This is a genomic window from Geodermatophilus sp. SYSU D01045 (genome assembly GCF_054050295.1).
This window is the reverse complement of record NZ_JBJGZB010000015.1, coordinates 23,227-38,163: the sequence shown is the minus strand read 5'-3', so window position 1 is coordinate 38,163 and position 14,937 is coordinate 23,227. Positions and strand designations below refer to the sequence as shown.

The 14,937-nt window shown below is 77.1% G+C and carries 19 protein-coding genes and 1 tRNA gene; 13 read left to right on the top strand and 7 right to left on the bottom strand.

Annotation, left to right across the window (positions count from 1 at the left end):
- Positions 1-35 precede the first annotated feature (35 nt).
- Together ACI798_RS13970 and ACI798_RS13965 are read left to right on the top strand one after the other, a co-directional pair.
- Entirely contained in the window at positions 36-656 is a 621-nt protein-coding gene (locus ACI798_RS13970; protein ID WP_456942651.1) for an RNA polymerase sigma factor, read from the top strand.
- Positions 653-1,615: a hypothetical protein gene (locus ACI798_RS13965; protein WP_457048178.1), complete on the top strand. Its 963-nt coding sequence runs from the start codon at positions 653-655 to the stop codon at positions 1,613-1,615. Before ACI798_RS13970 ends, ACI798_RS13965 begins: the two co-directional genes overlap by 4 nt.
- Positions 1,616-1,633: 18 nt before the next feature.
- Here the strand turns inward: ACI798_RS13965 and ACI798_RS13960 are convergent, their stop codons facing one another.
- Entirely contained in the window at positions 1,634-2,479 is an 846-nt protein-coding gene (locus tag ACI798_RS13960; protein WP_456942649.1) for a UbiA family prenyltransferase, read from the bottom strand.
- A 130-nt stretch (positions 2,480-2,609) separates the two neighbouring features.
- Between ACI798_RS13960 and ACI798_RS13955 the strand changes: the two genes are divergently transcribed.
- The 6 genes from ACI798_RS13955 to ACI798_RS13930 are packed head-to-tail and all read left to right on the top strand — an operon-like array spanning position 2,610 to position 7,153.
- Complete coding sequence (locus ACI798_RS13955; RefSeq protein WP_073418385.1) at positions 2,610-3,092, top strand: CarD family transcriptional regulator; 483 nt, start codon at positions 2,610-2,612, stop codon at positions 3,090-3,092.
- A 32-nt stretch (positions 3,093-3,124) separates the two neighbouring features.
- The gene (gene ispD / locus ACI798_RS13950; RefSeq protein ID WP_456942648.1) at positions 3,125-3,799 is read left to right on the top strand and encodes a 2-C-methyl-D-erythritol 4-phosphate cytidylyltransferase; all 675 of its coding nucleotides are present in this window, start codon (positions 3,125-3,127) and stop codon (positions 3,797-3,799) included.
- Positions 3,796-4,299, top strand: coding sequence for a 2-C-methyl-D-erythritol 2,4-cyclodiphosphate synthase (ispF, locus tag ACI798_RS13945; protein WP_457048177.1), 504 nt, complete (start codon positions 3,796-3,798; stop codon positions 4,297-4,299). Before ispD ends, ispF begins: the two co-directional genes overlap by 4 nt.
- 25 nt (positions 4,300-4,324) lie before the next feature.
- On the top strand, positions 4,325-5,728 hold the full coding sequence (gene cysS / locus ACI798_RS13940) for a cysteine--tRNA ligase (RefSeq protein ID WP_456942646.1): 1,404 nt from the start codon (positions 4,325-4,327) through the stop codon (positions 5,726-5,728).
- A complete protein-coding gene (gene rlmB / locus ACI798_RS13935; RefSeq protein WP_456942645.1) occupies positions 5,728-6,684 on the top strand; it encodes a 23S rRNA (guanosine(2251)-2'-O)-methyltransferase RlmB in 957 nt (318 codons plus the stop codon). Before cysS ends, rlmB begins: the two co-directional genes overlap by 1 nt.
- A 52-nt stretch (positions 6,685-6,736) precedes the next feature.
- Entirely contained in the window at positions 6,737-7,153 is a 417-nt protein-coding gene (locus ACI798_RS13930; RefSeq protein WP_457048176.1) for a cupin domain-containing protein, read from the top strand.
- Positions 7,154-7,170: 17 nt separating this feature from the next.
- On the opposite strand, the gene ACI798_RS13925 is transcribed toward ACI798_RS13930, so the two are convergent.
- The 3 genes from ACI798_RS13925 to ACI798_RS13915 all read right to left on the bottom strand — a co-directional run bounded on the left by ACI798_RS13925 (position 7,171) and on the right by ACI798_RS13915 (position 10,644).
- On the bottom strand, positions 7,171-8,448 hold the full coding sequence (locus ACI798_RS13925; protein WP_456942643.1) for a DUF445 domain-containing protein: 1,278 nt from the start codon (positions 8,446-8,448) through the stop codon (positions 7,171-7,173).
- A gap of 49 nt (positions 8,449-8,497) precedes the next feature.
- Positions 8,498-9,763 (bottom strand): S1C family serine protease, encoded by a 1,266-nt coding sequence (locus ACI798_RS13920; RefSeq protein WP_457048175.1) that lies wholly within the window; start codon positions 9,761-9,763, stop codon positions 8,498-8,500.
- A gap of 104 nt (positions 9,764-9,867) precedes the next feature.
- Positions 9,868-10,644, bottom strand: a complete 777-nt coding sequence (locus ACI798_RS13915; protein ID WP_456942641.1) for an ABC transporter permease — start codon at positions 10,642-10,644, stop codon at positions 9,868-9,870.
- A gap of 151 nt (positions 10,645-10,795) precedes the next feature.
- Between ACI798_RS13915 and ACI798_RS13910 the strand changes: the two genes are divergently transcribed.
- The gene (locus ACI798_RS13910) at positions 10,796-11,506 is read left to right on the top strand and encodes a hypothetical protein (protein WP_456942640.1); all 711 of its coding nucleotides are present in this window, start codon (positions 10,796-10,798) and stop codon (positions 11,504-11,506) included.
- Here ACI798_RS13910 and ACI798_RS13905 read toward each other — a convergent pair.
- The gene (locus ACI798_RS13905) at positions 11,476-11,751 is read right to left on the bottom strand and encodes a DUF2695 domain-containing protein (protein ID WP_456942639.1); all 276 of its coding nucleotides are present in this window, start codon (positions 11,749-11,751) and stop codon (positions 11,476-11,478) included. The two genes, ACI798_RS13910 and ACI798_RS13905, sit on opposite strands and share 31 nt — an antisense overlap.
- Before the next feature lie 25 nt (positions 11,752-11,776).
- Positions 11,777-12,379 (bottom strand): hypothetical protein, encoded by a 603-nt coding sequence (locus tag ACI798_RS13900; RefSeq protein ID WP_456942638.1) that lies wholly within the window; start codon positions 12,377-12,379, stop codon positions 11,777-11,779.
- A gap of 135 nt (positions 12,380-12,514) precedes the next feature.
- Between ACI798_RS13900 and ACI798_RS13895 the strand changes: the two genes are divergently transcribed.
- Positions 12,515-12,587: transfer RNA gene (locus ACI798_RS13895), tRNA-Thr, on the top strand.
- On the opposite strand, the gene ACI798_RS13890 is transcribed toward ACI798_RS13895, so the two are convergent.
- Positions 12,587-13,018 (bottom strand): DUF5313 family protein, encoded by a 432-nt coding sequence (locus ACI798_RS13890; protein WP_456942637.1) that lies wholly within the window; start codon positions 13,016-13,018, stop codon positions 12,587-12,589. The genes ACI798_RS13895 and ACI798_RS13890 overlap by 1 nt on opposite strands.
- A gap of 119 nt (positions 13,019-13,137) precedes the next feature.
- Between ACI798_RS13890 and ACI798_RS13885 the strand changes: the two genes are divergently transcribed.
- The 3 genes from ACI798_RS13885 (at position 13,138) to ACI798_RS13875 (ending at position 14,928) form a co-directional block, all read left to right on the top strand.
- Positions 13,138-13,569 (top strand): CBS domain-containing protein, encoded by a 432-nt coding sequence (locus tag ACI798_RS13885; RefSeq protein ID WP_456942636.1) that lies wholly within the window; start codon positions 13,138-13,140, stop codon positions 13,567-13,569.
- Between the two features lie 23 nt (positions 13,570-13,592).
- Positions 13,593-14,510, top strand: coding sequence for an EamA family transporter RarD (rarD, locus tag ACI798_RS13880; protein ID WP_457048174.1), 918 nt, complete (start codon positions 13,593-13,595; stop codon positions 14,508-14,510).
- Between the two features lie 85 nt (positions 14,511-14,595).
- A complete protein-coding gene (locus ACI798_RS13875; protein WP_457048173.1) occupies positions 14,596-14,928 on the top strand; it encodes a DUF3263 domain-containing protein in 333 nt (110 codons plus the stop codon).
- Positions 14,929-14,937 lie beyond the last annotated feature (9 nt).

Here is a 14,937-nt window from a genome sequence, read left to right as displayed (position 1 = left end):
CTCCCCCTGCACGGGGGACGGCACGGGAGGTGCTGATGGCGGTCGGAGCCGCGTTCGACGACGTCCTCGCGGCGGCCCGGGCGGGCGCCGCGTGGGCCTTCGAGGTGCTCTACCGGGACCTGTCCCCGGCGGTCACCGGCTACCTGCGGCTGCACGGCGCCCCGGACCCCGACGACCTGGCCAGCGAGACGTTCCTCGCGGTCTTCCGCGGGCTGTCCGGCTTCACCGGCGACGAGGCGGGGCTGCGGTCCTGGGTGTTCACCATCGCCCACCGGCGGCTGGTCGACGACCTGCGCCGGCGCAGCCGCCGCCCGCTGCTGGCCGACGGGGGCGCGGACCTGCTGCCCGAGGTCGCCGGCGGGGACGTGGAGGACGACGTCCTGACCCGGCTGGGCGCCGAGGCGGTGCACCGGCTGTGCGCGGGCCTGCCGGAGGACCAGCGCTCGGTCCTGCTGCTGCGGGTCCTGGCCGACCTCACCGTCGAGCAGGTCGCCGCCGTGACGGGCCGGTCGGTCGCCTCGGTCAAGGCGCTGCAGCGGCGCGGCCTGCGCCGGCTGCGCGAGGAGCTGGAGCCCGCCGGGACCACCCCGACGAGGGAGACGACGACGGGCCGCGCACCCCTGCGGGCCCGTCCGGCGATGACGGGGGCGAGATGACCACGCCAGCCGACGCCCGAGCCGCGGAGGAGGCCCTCGAGGCCTGCCTCGCCGGCCGTCCCGTGCCCGAGGGTGCCCGGTACCTGACCGCGTTCACCGACGCGGTCCGGTCCTCCGCCTCCGCGCCGGGCCGCCCGAACGCGGCCCTGGCCGAGCTGCTGGCGACCGGTCTGCTCACCGACCAGTCGGACCCGTCCACGCGGACGACCGGGCACCCCGCCCGGGCCTCACGGAAGAGAACCCGCATGTTCATCACCTCCCTCGCCGCCAAGTTCGCCGCGCTCTCCGCGGTCGCCAAGGCCGCCGCGGCCGGCGGCGCCGTCGCGGTCGCCCTGACCGCGGGCACCGCCGCGGCCGTCGTCGCGCCCGAGGACGCCACCGCGGCCGTCACCGAGGCCGGCGACGGCACGGAGGCCGTCGTCGACGACACCGTCACCGGCGACACCGTCACCGGCGACACCGTCACCGGCGGCGCGCCGGCCGGCGACGAGGGCGACGGGACCGTCGACGGCTCGACCGACGAGGTGGCCGGGGACGGCAGCACCGACGAGACCGCCGCCGAGGAGGTCGCCGAGCAGGAGGTCGCCGAGGAGGAGGCCGCCGTCGAGGAGCCGGTGGCCACCCCTGAGGTCACCCGGGACCAGTGGGAGGCCGGCCCGGCCGAGGGGCAGTCCCACGGCGACTGGGTCAGCCAGGGCGCCCGCAACGGCTGGGTGACCGGTGAGCGGGTCAGCGAGAAGGCCCACGAGCGCAACGCGGAGCGGCAGGCCGCCCGCGAGGCCGCCCGTCAGGCCGAGCAGCCGGCGACGGAGCCCGTCACCGAGGAGCCGGAGGTCGTCGCCCCGGCACCCGCCCCCGAGGCGCCCGTCGCCACCACCACGACCGGCGGCAACGGCCACGGCAACGGTGGCGGCAACGGCCAGGGCAACGGCAACGGCAACGGCAACGGCCGGAAGTGACCGACGGCGGGGCCGCGCTCAGGTGAGCGCGGCCCCGCCCGCCAGCAGCAGCACCACGTCGAGCACGGTCAGCAGCAGGACCGCCGGGAAGGCCAGCCGGCGGAAGGGCGCCGTCCCGGCCAGGGCGGCGACGGCGACCGCGGGCACCGCCAGCACCAGCCCCGCCCAGCCCCACCACGCGGGCGGGCCGGCCGGGCCCAGCACGAGCAGCAGCGACGCCGTCCCGAGCAGCAGCGCACCCACCACCGCCGACACGCGGGGACCCAGCCGGTGCGGCAGGCCCCGGACGCCGGTCGCCAGGTCGTCGGCGATGTCGGGGGCCACGTTGGCCAGGTGGGCCGCCGCGCCCAGCGCCGCGCCGGCGGCGGGCAGCCACCACGGCGCGGCCGGGGTGCCCGGCGCCGCGGCCACCACCCCGGCGGGCAGGGCGCCGAAACCGGTGACGTAGGGGAGCCCGGAGGCCACCGTGCGCTTCAGACCCGCGTTGTAGGCCCAACCGCTCGCCACGAGCACCAGCAGCAGCAGTCCGGGCACCCAGCCCAGCGCCAGGGACAGGACGACGGCCGCGGCGGCCGCGCCGAGGGCCGCCGAGCGCAGCGTGTCGGGCGCGACGGCGCCCTGCACGACCGGCTTGTCGGCGCGCGCGACGGCGCGGTCGCGGTCGGCGTCGAGCCAGTCGTTGCTCCACCCGATGGACGCCTGACCTGCGAGGACGGCCAGCCCCACGAGCACCACGCGCCCCGGGGACACCTGCGCGGTGACCGCCAGGAGGGTCGCCACGACGGTGACCGCGACCGCCGGCGGCGCGTGCGTGGCCAGGACGAGCGCACGGACCGAGGCACCCCGCGAGGCCCGTGCAGGCACACCGACCACGCGCTGTCAACCCCTCCCGGGTACTTCACCAGGCCTCTGACCTGCGGATATCCATCGGCGGACCGTTCCGGCCGCCAGTGTGCCGTGCTAACCTGGGTACAGCGAAAGGGGTCACACACACATGGGCTTCACTGTCGGCGAGACCGTCGTCTACCCGCACCACGGTGCCGCTCTGATCGAGGCGATCGAGACGCGGGTCATCAAGGGTGAAGAGAAGGCCTACCTCGTGCTGAAGGTCGCCCAGGGCGACCTGACCGTGCGCGTGCCGGCCGACAACGCAGAGATCGTCGGCGTCCGTGACGTCGTCGGTCAGGACGGGCTCAACCGCGTGTTCGAGGTCCTCCGGGCCCCGCACACCGAGGAGCCGACCAACTGGTCGCGCCGCTACAAGGCCAACCTCGAGAAGCTGGCCTCCGGCGACGTCAACAAGGTGGCCGAGGTCGTCCGCGACCTGTGGCGCCGCGACAAGGACCGTGGCCTCTCCGCCGGCGAGAAGCGGATGCTGTCCAAGGCCCGCCAGATCCTGGTGAGCGAGCTCGCGCTCGCCGAGGGGACCAACGAGGACAAGGCCGAGGTGCTGCTCGACGAGGTCCTCGCCAGCTGACCCCCGCACCCTCGCTCCACCGGACCGCTCCCGTGTCCGCTGTCGGCATCGTCGCAGCGGCCGGGAGCGGTTCGCGTCTGGGGGCGGACAAGCCCAAGGCGCTCGTCGAGCTGGCCGGCCGCCCCCTGGTCTCCTGGGCGGTCGACACGCTGCTGGCCGGCGGCGTCGCCGAGGTCGTCGTCGCCGTGCCCGCGGCCGAGCGCGACGCCTTCGCCGCCGTCCTGCCCGGCAGCGTCGCGCTGGTCGATGGCGGCGCCACCCGCACCGCCTCGGTCCGTGCCGCGCTGTCGGCCGCCGGCTCCCGCGCCGAGGCCGTCCTCGTGCACGACGCCGCCCGTCCGCTGACCCCGCCGGACGTCGTCACCCGCGTGCTGGCCGCGCTGTCCGCCGGCGCGCCCGCCGTGGTCCCGGTGCTGCCGGTCGTGGACACCACCGTCGTCGTCGACGCGGCCGGCACGGTCACCGAGGCCGTGCCCCGCGCGTCGTTGCGGCGGGTGCAGACGCCACAGGGCTTCGACCGCGCCGTGCTGGTGGCGGCGTACGCCGCGCTGGACGACGCCCTCGTGGATGCTGCGGAGCTCACCGACGACGCCGCCGTGGTGCGCGCCGACGGCGTCCCGGTGACCACCGTGGCCGGCGACGAGCGCGCCGCGAAGGTGACCGTGCCGCACGACCTGCACCTGGCCGCGCTGCAGGCGGCCCGGTGAGCGACGACCTGCCCCGGGTCGGCCTCGGCGTCGACGTGCACCCGGTCGAGGCCGGCCGGGAGTGCTGGCTGGCCGGGCTGGAGTGGCCCGGCGCCGACGGCTGCGCCGGCCACTCCGACGGCGACGTCGTCGCGCACGCCCTCACCGACGCGGTGCTGTCCGCGGCCAGCCTCGGCGACATCGGCGGGCTGCTCGGGACCGACGACCCGCGCTGGGCCGGCGCCCGCGGCGTCGCCGTCCTCGAGCACGTGCGGGAGACCCTGGCCGCCGCCGGGTGGCGGGTCGGCAACGCGGCCGTCCAACTCGTGGCGCCCACGCCGAAGCTCGGTCCGCGCCGGGCCGAGGCGGAGGCGGCGCTGTCCGCGGCGCTGGGCGCCCCGGTGAGCGTCACCGCCACCACCACGGACGGGCTGGGCCTGGTCGGCCGCGGCGAGGGGCGGGCCGCCCTCGCGACGGCGCTGGTCGTCCGGACGGGGTCCGTGGACTCCGCGCTGGGCTGACGCTGCGCTCCGTAGACTCCGCGCAGTGAGCCTCCGCCTGTACGACACGGCCGCGCGCGCGGTCCGGGACTTCACGCCCCTGCGTCCCGGCGAGGCCTCGGTGTACGTCTGCGGGCTCACCGTCCAGGGGCCGCCGCACGTCGGGCACGTGCGCGCCGCCGTCGCCTTCGACGTCCTGCGCCGCTGGCTGACCGCCGGTGGGCTCGAGGTCACCTACGTCCGCAACGTCACCGACATCGACGACAAGATCCTCGCCAAGGCCGCCGAGCACGGCGTCCCGTGGTGGGCCTGGGCCTACACGAACGAGCTGGCCTGCACCCGCGCCTACGACGCCCTCGGCGTCCTGCCGCCCACCTACGAGCCGCGCGCGACCGGGCACGTCACGGACATGGTGGCGCTGGTCGAGCGGCTGGTGGAGCGCGGGCACGCCTACACCGTCGACGGCGACGCCTACTTCGACGTCCGCAGCTTCCCCCGCTACGGCGAGCTGACCCGGCAGGCCCTGACCGACCTGCAGCCGGCCGCCGACACCGACACCGACGAGCGCAAGCGCGACCCGCGCGACTTCGCGCTGTGGAAGGCGCACAAGCCCGGCGAGCCGGAGACCGCGAGCTGGCCGACCCCGTGGGGCCCCGGCCGGCCCGGTTGGCACCTGGAGTGCTCGGCGATGGCGGGGCGCTACCTCGGCGCGGAGTTCGACATCCACGGCGGCGGGCTGGACCTGCGCTTCCCGCACCACGAGAACGAGCGCGCCCAGTCGATGGCCGCCGGCCTGCCGTTCACCCGGTACTGGATGCACAACGGCTGGGTCACCCTCGGCGGCGAGAAGATGAGCAAGTCGCTGGGCAACACCGCGCTGGTCGACGAGGTGGTCCGCCGGGTGCGGCCGGTCGAGCTGCGCTACTACCTGGTGGCGCCGCACTACCGGTCCACCGTCGAGTTCACCGACACCGCGCTGGCCGAGGCGGGGGCGGCCTACCGGCGGCTGGAGTCGTTCGTGCAGCGCGCCGCGGAGCGCTGCGGCCGGGACACCCCGACCGGCCTGCCGGCGGCGTTCCGCGAGGCCATGGACGACGACCTCGGCACCCCGGCCGCGGTCGCCGTGGTGCACGACGTCGTCCGCGCCGGCAACACCGCGCTGGCCGAGGGCGACGACGCCGCGCTGGCCGACGCGCTCGGCGCCGTGCGGGGCATGCTGGGCGTGCTGGGGCTGGACCCGCTCGACCCGCACTGGGCGGCCGGCGGGGGCGCCGGCGACCGGCTGGCCGAGGTCACCGACGGCCTGGTCCGGCTGGCGCTGGAGCAGCGCCAGGCCGCCCGCGCCCGCAAGGACTACGCGGCGGCCGACGCGCTGCGCGACCAGCTCACCGCCCTCGGCGTGCAGGTCGAGGACACCCCGCAGGGACCCCGATGGGAGCTGACCCGCTGATGGCCGGAAACAGCCAGCGCCGCGGCCGCACGAGCGGCGCGGGCAAGAAGGGCGCCACCGCCGGCACCGGCGGCAAGAACCGCCGGTCGCTGGCCGGCCGCGGGGCGACCCCGCCGGCCGAGAAGCGCACGGGCCACCCGGCGCAGCGCCGCGCGCAGGCCGACGCCCGCCGCCGCGCCGAGCGCGACCGCAGCCGCCAGCGCGCCGAGGAGGCGCCGGAGCTGCTGCTCGGCCGCAACCCCGTCGTCGAGGCGCTGCGGGCGCGGATCCCCGCGACGGCGCTGTACGTCGTCACCGGGGACACCGCCCGCGCCGACGAGCGGGTGACCGAGGCGGTGCAGCTGGCCGCCGACCGCGGCCTGCCGCTGCTGGAGGTGGGCAGGGCCGAGTTCGACCGGATGTCCAACGGCGCGCTGCACCAGGGCATCGGGCTGCAGGTCCCGCCCTACGAGTACGCCCACCCCGACGACCTGCTCGACGTCGCCCGCGACTCCGGCCGCCCGCCGCTGGTGGTGGCCATGGACGGCGTCACCGACCCGCGCAACCTCGGCGCGGTGGTCCGCTCGGCGGCCGCCTTCGACGCGCACGGCGTCGTCGTGCCGCAGCGGCGCGCGGTCGGGATGACCGCCTCGGCGTGGCGCACCAGCGCCGGCGCCGCCGCCCGGCTGCCGGTGGCCCGCGCGGTCAACCTGGCCCGCGCGCTCGCCTCCTACCAGGACGCCGGGCTCACGACGGTCGGCCTGGCCGGCGACGGCGACGTGGACATCGCCGACTACGACGGCCTCGCCGACCCGGTGGCGCTGGTCGTCGGCGCGGAGGGCGCGGGGCTGTCCCGGCTCGTGCGCGAGCGCTGCGACGTCGTCGTCCGCATCCCCATCACCCGCGACACCGAGTCGCTCAACGTGAGCGTCGCGGCGTCCATCGCCCTCTACGCCGCGGCCCAGGCCCGGCGGTGACACTGCGGTCCTGCCGGACCGCGCCGCGGCCGGGTGCCGTCCCCCCGGTGCCGTGAGCTCCGGCGGACGCGTCCCTCCTCGGGGACCCTCCGGGCCCCGCTCGTCGGTCGCAGCCACCGCGGCCCGGCTCGGGCTGGAGCCGCACCCCGAGGGCGGCTGGTACCGGCGCACCTGGACCTCACCGGCGGTGGTCAGGGACCGCCCGGCCGCGACGGCGGTCCTGTTCCTGCTCGCGCCGGGGGAGCGCTCGGCGCCGCACACCGTCGACGCCGACGAGCTGTGGCTCTGGCACGGGCCCGGCGCGCTGGTGCTGCACGTGGGCGCCGAGCGCACGGTGCTGGACGCGGCGCAGCCGCAGGTGCTCGTGCCCGCCGGCGTCCGGCAGGCGACCGACCCGGCGGAGGACGAGGTGCTGGTGACCTGCGTCGTCTCGCCGGGCTTCGCGTGGAGCGGCTTCCGGCTGGTATGAGCCGAGCCGGGGTGGGCTCAGCCGAGGAGCTGGGCGAGGGTGTAGATCACCAGCCCGGCGAGGCCGCCGACGACGGTGCCGTTGATGCGGATGAACTGCAGGTCGCGGCCCACCTGCAGCTCGATGCGGCGGCTGGTCTCCTCGGTGTCCCAGCGGGCGACGGTGCTGCCGACGACGTCGGCCAGGTCGCCGGCGAAGCGCTCCACCAGGTAGCCGGCCACGCGCACCGACTGCCGCTGCACCCGCTCGCGCACGAGCGGGTCGGTCTGCAGCAGCCGGGCGGCGTCGCGGATGATGCCGGTCACCCGGGACCGCAGCTCGGAGTCGGGGTCGGCGGCGGCAGCGAGGAACGAGGTCTTCGCGTTGGTCCACAGCGACGAGGACCAGGTGCGCACCGCCGGGTGGTCGAGCAGCTCCTTCTTGAACCCCTCGACGCGGGCGGCGGTGTCGGGGTCGGTGCGCAGGGCGTGCACGTAGGCGCGCAGCCGGGCGTCGTAGACCCGTCGCAGCTCGTGGTCGCGGTCCTCGCCGACCTCCTCCAGGAAGCCCTCGACGCCGGCGAACACGCGGTCGAACACCCGGTCGTCGACCCAGTTGGGCACCCAGGACGGCGAGGCGTCCCCGAGCTGGGCGCGGAAGACGACGCGGTTCTCCTCGAGGAACCGGGCGAGGTAGCGGAGGGCCGCCGACAGCACCTCCTGGTGCCGGTCGCCGTCGACCACCAGTTCCAGGACCCGGGCCAGCACCGGCGCGGCGGGCGTCGCGTGCAGCTTGCGGTCGACCAGGCCGGAGACGGCCTGCTGCAGGTCGTCGTCGCGGAGCAGGTCGGTGAGGCCGGTGAGCCCGGCGGCGGCGTCGCCGGCCAGCCGCTCGGCGCGGCCGGGCGCGGCCAGGAAGCCACCGAGCCGGCCGGGGACGTCGACGGCGGCGAGCCGGTCCTCGACGACCGAGCGGGTCAGGAAGTTCTCCTGCACGAACGTGCCCAGGCTCGCGCCGATCTGGTCCTTCTTGCGCGGGATGATCGCCGTGTGCGGGATCGGCAGCCGCAGCGGGTGCCGGAACAGCGCGGTGACGGCGAACCAGTCGGCCAGCGCGCCGACCATCGAGGCCTCGGCGGTGGCCCGCACGTACCCGACCCAGGGCCCGGCGGTGTCGCCGAGCAGCACGCAGGCGAGGAAGACGGCCGCCGCGAGGAGGAACAGCCCCGTGGCCAGCCGTTTCATCCGCCGTAGTCCGGCAGCGCGCTCCGGGTCGTCGAGCGAGGAGGCGAGCGGGGCGCTCACAGACGACGACACCCTCCCCAGCCTAGAGGCGGGGGAGGGTGCCATCCCGGGCTGGAGGGGGTCAGCCCGCGCTGCTGCCGAGGGTGACCTCGACCGTCGTCGTCCCACCACCGCGCTGGACGGTCAGGTCCACCTGGTCGCCGGGGGCCGAGTCGCGGATCGCGGCGGTCAGCTCGGTGGAGGTGGTCACCGCCCGGTCGCCGACCGCGGTGACGACGTCGCCGGCCTGCAGGCCCGCGTCCGCGGCGGCCCCGCCGGGCTGCACCTGGACGACCTGCGCGCCGGTGCCCACCTCGGACGAGCCGCTCGCGCCGGCGGTCTGCGCCTGGACCCCGAGGACGGCGTGGGTGGCCGAGCCGGTGTCGATGATCTCCTCGGCGATCCGCTGGGCGGTGTTGCTCGGGATGGCGAACCCGACCCCGATGTTGCCGCTCTGCGACGACGAGCCGGGCGCACCCGAGGCCACCGAGGCGATCGCGGTGTTGATGCCGATGACCTCGCCGGAGGCGTCGACCAGCGCACCGCCGGAGTTGCCGGGGTTGATCGCGGCGTCGGTCTGCAGGGCGTCGATGACGGTGGCGTCGTCCTGGGTGGAGCCGGTGGCCACTGCGCGGTCGGTGGCGCTGACGATCCCGTCGGTCACCGTGTCGGACAGGCCGAGCGGCGCGCCGATCGCGACGGCGAGGTCGCCGACCTGCACGTCGTCGGAGTCGGCGAACGTGGCCGCGGTGAGCCCGCCGGCGCCCTGCAGCCGGATCACGGCGAGGTCCGAGGTCGGGTCGGTGCCGACGACGGTGGCGTCGTAGAGGGTGCCGTCGGAGGTGCGCACCTGGATCGCGGCGTTGTCCGTGCCGCTGTCCAGCGTGACGACGTGGTTGTTGGTGAGCACGTAGCCGTCGTCGGAGAGCACCACGCCCGAGCCGCTGCCCGAGCCCGAGCCGCTGGTCACGTAGACGGTGACGACGCTGGGGGAGGCCTTGGCGGCCGCGGCGGTCACCGCGGTCGCGTTCTCCGGGTCGGTGATGACCACCGACTGCGCCGCGGCCGCCGTGCCGCTGCCGCTGCTGCCGCCGTCGGAGGTGAGGGCGACGACCCCGGCCCCGGCGCCGCCGCCGATGAGCGCCCCGGCGAGCAGGCCGGCGACCCCGATCCGGAGCCGGCCCGCCCGCCGTCCCTCCGGCGCCGGCGCGGGGGAGGGCGCCGGCGGCGGCAGGGTCGCCGTCGCGGTGCCGGCCGGCGGGTACCAGGAGTCGCCGGACGGCGGCGGGGTCCAGCCCGGGGTCGCACCGGTCGGCTGCGCCGGGTTCGGGTACGGGTGTCCGTTCACTGCTGTGGTCCTCCTCCTGGGCGGCCGTCCGCCGCTCTGGTGACCACTGTGGGCCCGGCGTCTGGCGGGGCCCTGCGGAGCGCCTGTGAGGTGTCTGGAGGTCCTCAGCGGGGGAGGTCCGGCAGCACCCGGCCGCGGGCGACCAGCTCGGTGACCACCCAGACGGCCGCCACCTCGGCGGCCAGCAGCCCCACGAGGACCAGCAGCTGGGCGGCCCCGGCGGCCAGCGGGCCGCCCCCGCCGAGCAGCACGCCGACGTAGGCGCCGGGCAGCGTGACCAGGCCGACGGTGCGGGTCTGGTCCAGCGGCGGCAGCAGGGCGGTCGCGGCGGAGGGCCGGGCGACCTCGAGGACCGCGTCGCGCGGGAGCAGGCCGAGCGCCAGGGCCGCCTCGACCTCCCCGCGGCGGATCGTCAGCTCCTCGCGCAGCCGCCGGCCGGCCAGGGACGTCGCCGTCATCGCGCCGCCGACCAGGATGCCCGCGACCGGGATCACCGCCTCGCCGCGCAGCGGCACCGTGCCGCTGGCCAGCACCAGCGCGACCACCGGCGCGGCGCCGCCGGCCACCGCCAGTGCCGCGGCCCCCACCCGGCGCGGGGCTCCGGGCGCCCGCAGCGGCAGGCCGCTGACCCGCCCCGCCGCCGTGACCGCGGCGACGCCGACCATCAGCAACGCGAACGCCGCCGACAGCCACAGCGAGCGGACGACGACCAGCAGCACGGCGGAGACCGCCGCCAGCTGCACGGTGGCCCGCAGCGCCGCGACGACGACCGGCCGCTCCTGCCCCAGCCCGGACAGCCGTCCGCCCGCCGCCGCCAGCGCGGTGAGCAGCACCAGGACGACGGCCAGCGGCAGGCCGGGCTCGACGACGGAGGTCCCCACGGCCGCCGATCCTGCCGTCCACGACCCGGCCGCCCGCGACACGCCGACCACCGTGTGCGACGGGAGCGTCGCGGGGTAGAGGGGGAGCCCGGTCGCTCCCCTGGGAGCGGGCGGGTCCCCGCTGCCCGGCCTGCGCTCCTGGAGGCTGTTCGTGTCCACCCGCGGTCTGCCCGCCCGCCTGCTCGTGGGCCTCGCCGCCCTCACCGCCGTCGCGGTCGCCGTCGTCGGCGGCCTCGCCCTGCGGCCCCCGGGGCTGCTCGCCGTCGCGCTGGCCGCGGTGGTGACCTCCTGCCTGGCCGGCGGCGTGGCGCGCGAGTCGCACGAGGACGGCCGGCCGCCGCGCTACACGCCGCTGGAGGCGGCCTGGCGGGCCGGCGCCGTCACGATCGGCGTGCTGCTGTTCCTGTCCGGCGTCGCCGTGCTGGGCGGCCCGGCGCTCACGGCGCTGACCGGTGCGGTGCTCTTCCTCGGCGGGCTCGGGCTGTGGCTGCTGCACACCGGCCGCCCGGCGCGGCCGGCCGCCCCCGACGACGCGCCGGCGGGCAGCGGGCTCGCCGCGGCCGTGCCGCAGCGGCCGGTGGCCGGCGCCCGCCCGGCGGAGGCCGTCGGGACGGTCACCTCCCTGCCGCCGGTGGCGACCCTGACGACCGCGGCCCTGGGCCGCGAGTGGCTGAGCACGACGGCGGCGCTGGCCGGCCGGCTGGACCCGGTGGCGCGGCAGGCCGTCGTCCGCCGCCGCCAGGACGTCCTCGACGAGCTCGAGCGCCGCGACCCCGCCGGCTTCGCCCGCTGGCTGGCGGAGGGGCCGCTGCCCGGCAGCGATCCGGCCGGCTACCTGCGCGAGGGCCCGGCGGCCGCCTGAGGGTCGAAGACGGCGGCGGGGTCGACGTTCATCACGACCTCGCAGTCGCAGAACCCGCCGTACTCCTCGAGCCCCTCGTGCAGCCGGTCCAGGGCGATGCCGTGCCCGGCGGCCCAGGCGTCGGTGGCGCGGTGGGTCCGGTCGCAGCCGCCGGCCGCGATGACGTCGTCGAGGTGCTCGCGCAGCGCGTCCAGCTGGGTCCGGTCCAGCGGCAGGAGCCCGGCCGGGTCGTCGATCGGTGCCACGCGGTCAGCATCGGCAGCAGGGACCTCAGGGTCGACCCGTGTCGTCGGCCGGGACGGCGGAGGACAGCGCCCGGCCCAGGCGGAGGAACCACACCGGCACGGCGAGCCCACCGAGCACGGCGGGTGTGCCCCCGGCCGCGAACGCGATCCGCCGGCGCAGGGACCCCTCCGGCAGGAGCAGCCCGGCCCCGGCCGCGGCGCTGCCGGCGAGCACCGCGCCACCGGCCCGCACGCCGAGCCGGGTCACCGTGTCCGGCAGGGTCCCGCGTCGGCCGCGGCAGGTCAGCACCACCCAGCCGGCCAGCACCTCGAACGCACCGACGGCGACCGGCGCCTGCACGGGGAAGGGCACCACGCCGAGCACGAGCGCCGGCCCGGCGAGGGTGAGCACGCCGGTCGCGGCGAGCCCCGACCGGCGGGCCCACCGGCCCGGGCTGACCGCCAGCACCACCGGCACCATCAGCGCCGTGCCGACCGACCCGACGACGTCGTTGGCGGATCCGAGGGACACCGGCAGCACCCGGCGCCGTCCGGCCTCGACGGCGTAGAAGGCCACGAGCAGCGCATTCGCGGCCATCCCGGTGACCCCGGCCGCGCGGGCCCACGGAGCGGCACGTCGCAGGTCCACGGTGCGCCTCCCCACCCGGCCCGGCGACGAGCCGGCCGCGCGGACGACGCTGACAGGGGCCGTCGTCGCCCGTCCAGGGACGAAGGGCCGGCCGAGGGTCCCTATCCTGGAGGCCGGGACCCGTCCCCGTGTCCCGCCGGCGTGGCGCAACTGGTAGCGCACCCGACTTGTAATCGGGCGGTTGGGGGTTCGAGTCCCCCCGTCGGCTCAGTCGAAGCTGCCCGCCCCGCCCACGCGGTAGGGGTGGTGCCGCTCGGCGCGGGCCGCCCGCGCCCGCTCGGCGCGCTCCTCGCGCAGCCGGGCGGCGGTGCCGGCGGGGTAGCCGGCCTTGGCGACGCGGTGCTCGGTGGTCTCCACCACGAACGCCAGCGAGTACATCAGCCCCACCATCAGCCCCCCGGCCGCCGCGGTCAGCCGGTAGCCCATCCCCACGGGGACGGCGACCAGGCAGATCACGACCAGCGGGGCGAGCTGCACCAGCGAGCGGGCGATGTGCCGGCGCAGCCATCCCGGGCGGGTGGTGTCCGACAGGACCCACGGCGACAGCTCCCGGGGCAGCCCGCCGCCGACGGCGTAGCGGAGCCACTGCAGGACGGTGGGGCGGCGGGACGTCGCGGGCGCGGCGTGCTGGGTGCGCACGCCTCGACGGTAGGCCCCGCCGTCCACCGCGGGAACCCGGACCGGACCGTCCCGTCCGGGCCGTTGCCCCCGCGCGGCGGCGGGTGGACACTGCGACCCTCGCCGGAGGGAGGGCTCCCGTGCAGATCGCCTCGCTGCTCCGCCGCAAGGGCCCCGACGTCGTCACCGTCGCGCCGGACCAGCCCGTCCGCGCCGCCCTCGCGCTGCTCGCCGAGCACCGCATCGGCGCGCTCGTGGTCTCCCGCGGGGGAGGGGCCGTCGACGGCATCGTCTCCGAGCGCGACGTCGTCCGGGCCCTGCACGCCTCCGGACCGGAGGTCCTCGACGGGCCGGTGTCGGCGCTGATGACCGCCGAGGTGCGCACCTGCGTGCCCGGCGCCTCGGTGCACGACCTCGCGCGCACGATGACCGACCACCGCATCCGGCACGTGCCCGTCGTCGAGGACGGCCGGCTGCTCGGGATCGTCTCCATCGGCGACGTCGTCAAGGCGCGCCTCGACGAGCTGCAGGACGAGCGGGACCACCTCGTCGACTACATCCAGACCACCTGACCGCGCGGCGTACGGTGCCCGCCGTGGACGAGCGGCGGCTGGGCACGGCAGCGGGGCTCGCCGCCTACGGACTGTGGGGTCTGTTCCCGCTGTACTTCCCGCTGCTGGAGCCGGCCGGCGGGGTGGAGATCGTCGCCCACCGCATCGTCTGGTCGCTGCTGTTCGTGGCGGTGCTGCTGACCGCGCTGCGCAGGTGGGGGCTGGTCCGCGCGGCGGTCACCGACCGGCGCACGCTGCTCGTCCTGGCCGGGGCCTCGGTGCTCATCGCGGCCAACTGGCTGGTCTTCGTCTACGGCGTCAACTCCGGGCACGTCGTCGAGACCTCGCTCGGCTACTTCATCAACCCGCTGGTCAGCGTGCTGCTCGGCGTCGTCGTGTTCGCCGAGCGGCTGCGCCCGCTGCAGTGGGTCGCGGTCGGGCTGGCCGCGGTGGCCGTCGTCGTCCTGACCGTCGACCACGGCCGGCCGCCGTGGATCGCCCTGGCGCTGGCCGCCACCTTCGGCAGCTACGGCCTGCTCAAGAAGCTGGTGCGGGTGGAGGCGGCGCCGGGCCTGTTCGTCGAGACGGCGGTGACCTTCCTGCCGGCGCTGGTCTTCCTCGGCGTGCTGCAGGCCACCGGGCGGGGGACCGCGGGGTCCGAGGGCACCGGCCACCTCCTGCTGCTCGTGGCCTCGGGCGTCGCGACCGCGGTGCCGCTGCTGCTGTTCGCCGCGGCCGCCCGCCGCATCCCGCTGTCGACCGTCGGGCTGCTGCAGTACGTCACGCCGCTCATGCAGCTGGCGCTCGGCGTCTTCGTGTTCCACGAGCCGATGCCCCCGGCGCGGCTGGCCGGCTTCGCGATCGTCTGGGCGGCGCTGGCGGTGTTCACCGTGGACAGCCTGCGCTCGGCCCGGGCCGCCGGCCGCCGGGCGGCCGCCGAGCAGGTGCCTGCCGCGGCCTGATCGCGCGCGTCTCGGGCTGTGGCCTGTCACCCCCCGGGCCTACCGTTGTGGGTGACGGCTTCCCCCCGATCGAACGGACCCGACCATGACCCCCGACCCCGACCCCGCGGTCTCCCCGCCGGGGGGCTCGGAGTCCGGTGAGGGTCCCGCGCAACCCGCGGGCCTGACCCGGCGCGAGCACGAGATGCTGGCCTTCGAGCGGCAGTGGTGGCGCCAGCCCGGCGCGAAGGAGACCGCGATCCGCGAGCGGTTCGGCCTGCCCCCGACCCGGTACTACCAGGTGCTGAACGCGCTGGTCGACCGCCCGGCCGCGCTCGAGGCCGACCCCCTCCTCGTCCGCCGCCTGCGCCGGCTGCGCACCGCGCGGCGGCAGCGGCGTTCGCCTCACGTGCTGGGCAAGGGCTCGTCCGCCCTCTAGATTTGGTGA

What these genes read in the sequence shown, in the direction of transcription:
- ACI798_RS13970 (WP_456942651.1), top strand. Translation starts at nt 36, where the DNA reads ATGGCGGTCGGAGCCGCGTTCGACGACGTCCTCGCGGCGGCCCGGGCG.
- ACI798_RS13965 (WP_457048178.1), top strand. Translation starts at nt 653, where the DNA reads ATGACCACGCCAGCCGACGCCCGAGCCGCGGAGGAGGCCCTCGAGGCC.
- ACI798_RS13955 (WP_073418385.1), top strand. Translation starts at nt 2,610, where the DNA reads ATGGGCTTCACTGTCGGCGAGACCGTCGTCTACCCGCACCACGGTGCC.
- rlmB (WP_456942645.1), top strand. Translation starts at nt 5,728, where the DNA reads ATGGCCGGAAACAGCCAGCGCCGCGGCCGCACGAGCGGCGCGGGCAAG.
- ACI798_RS13875 (WP_457048173.1), top strand. Translation starts at nt 14,596, where the DNA reads ATGACCCCCGACCCCGACCCCGCGGTCTCCCCGCCGGGGGGCTCGGAG.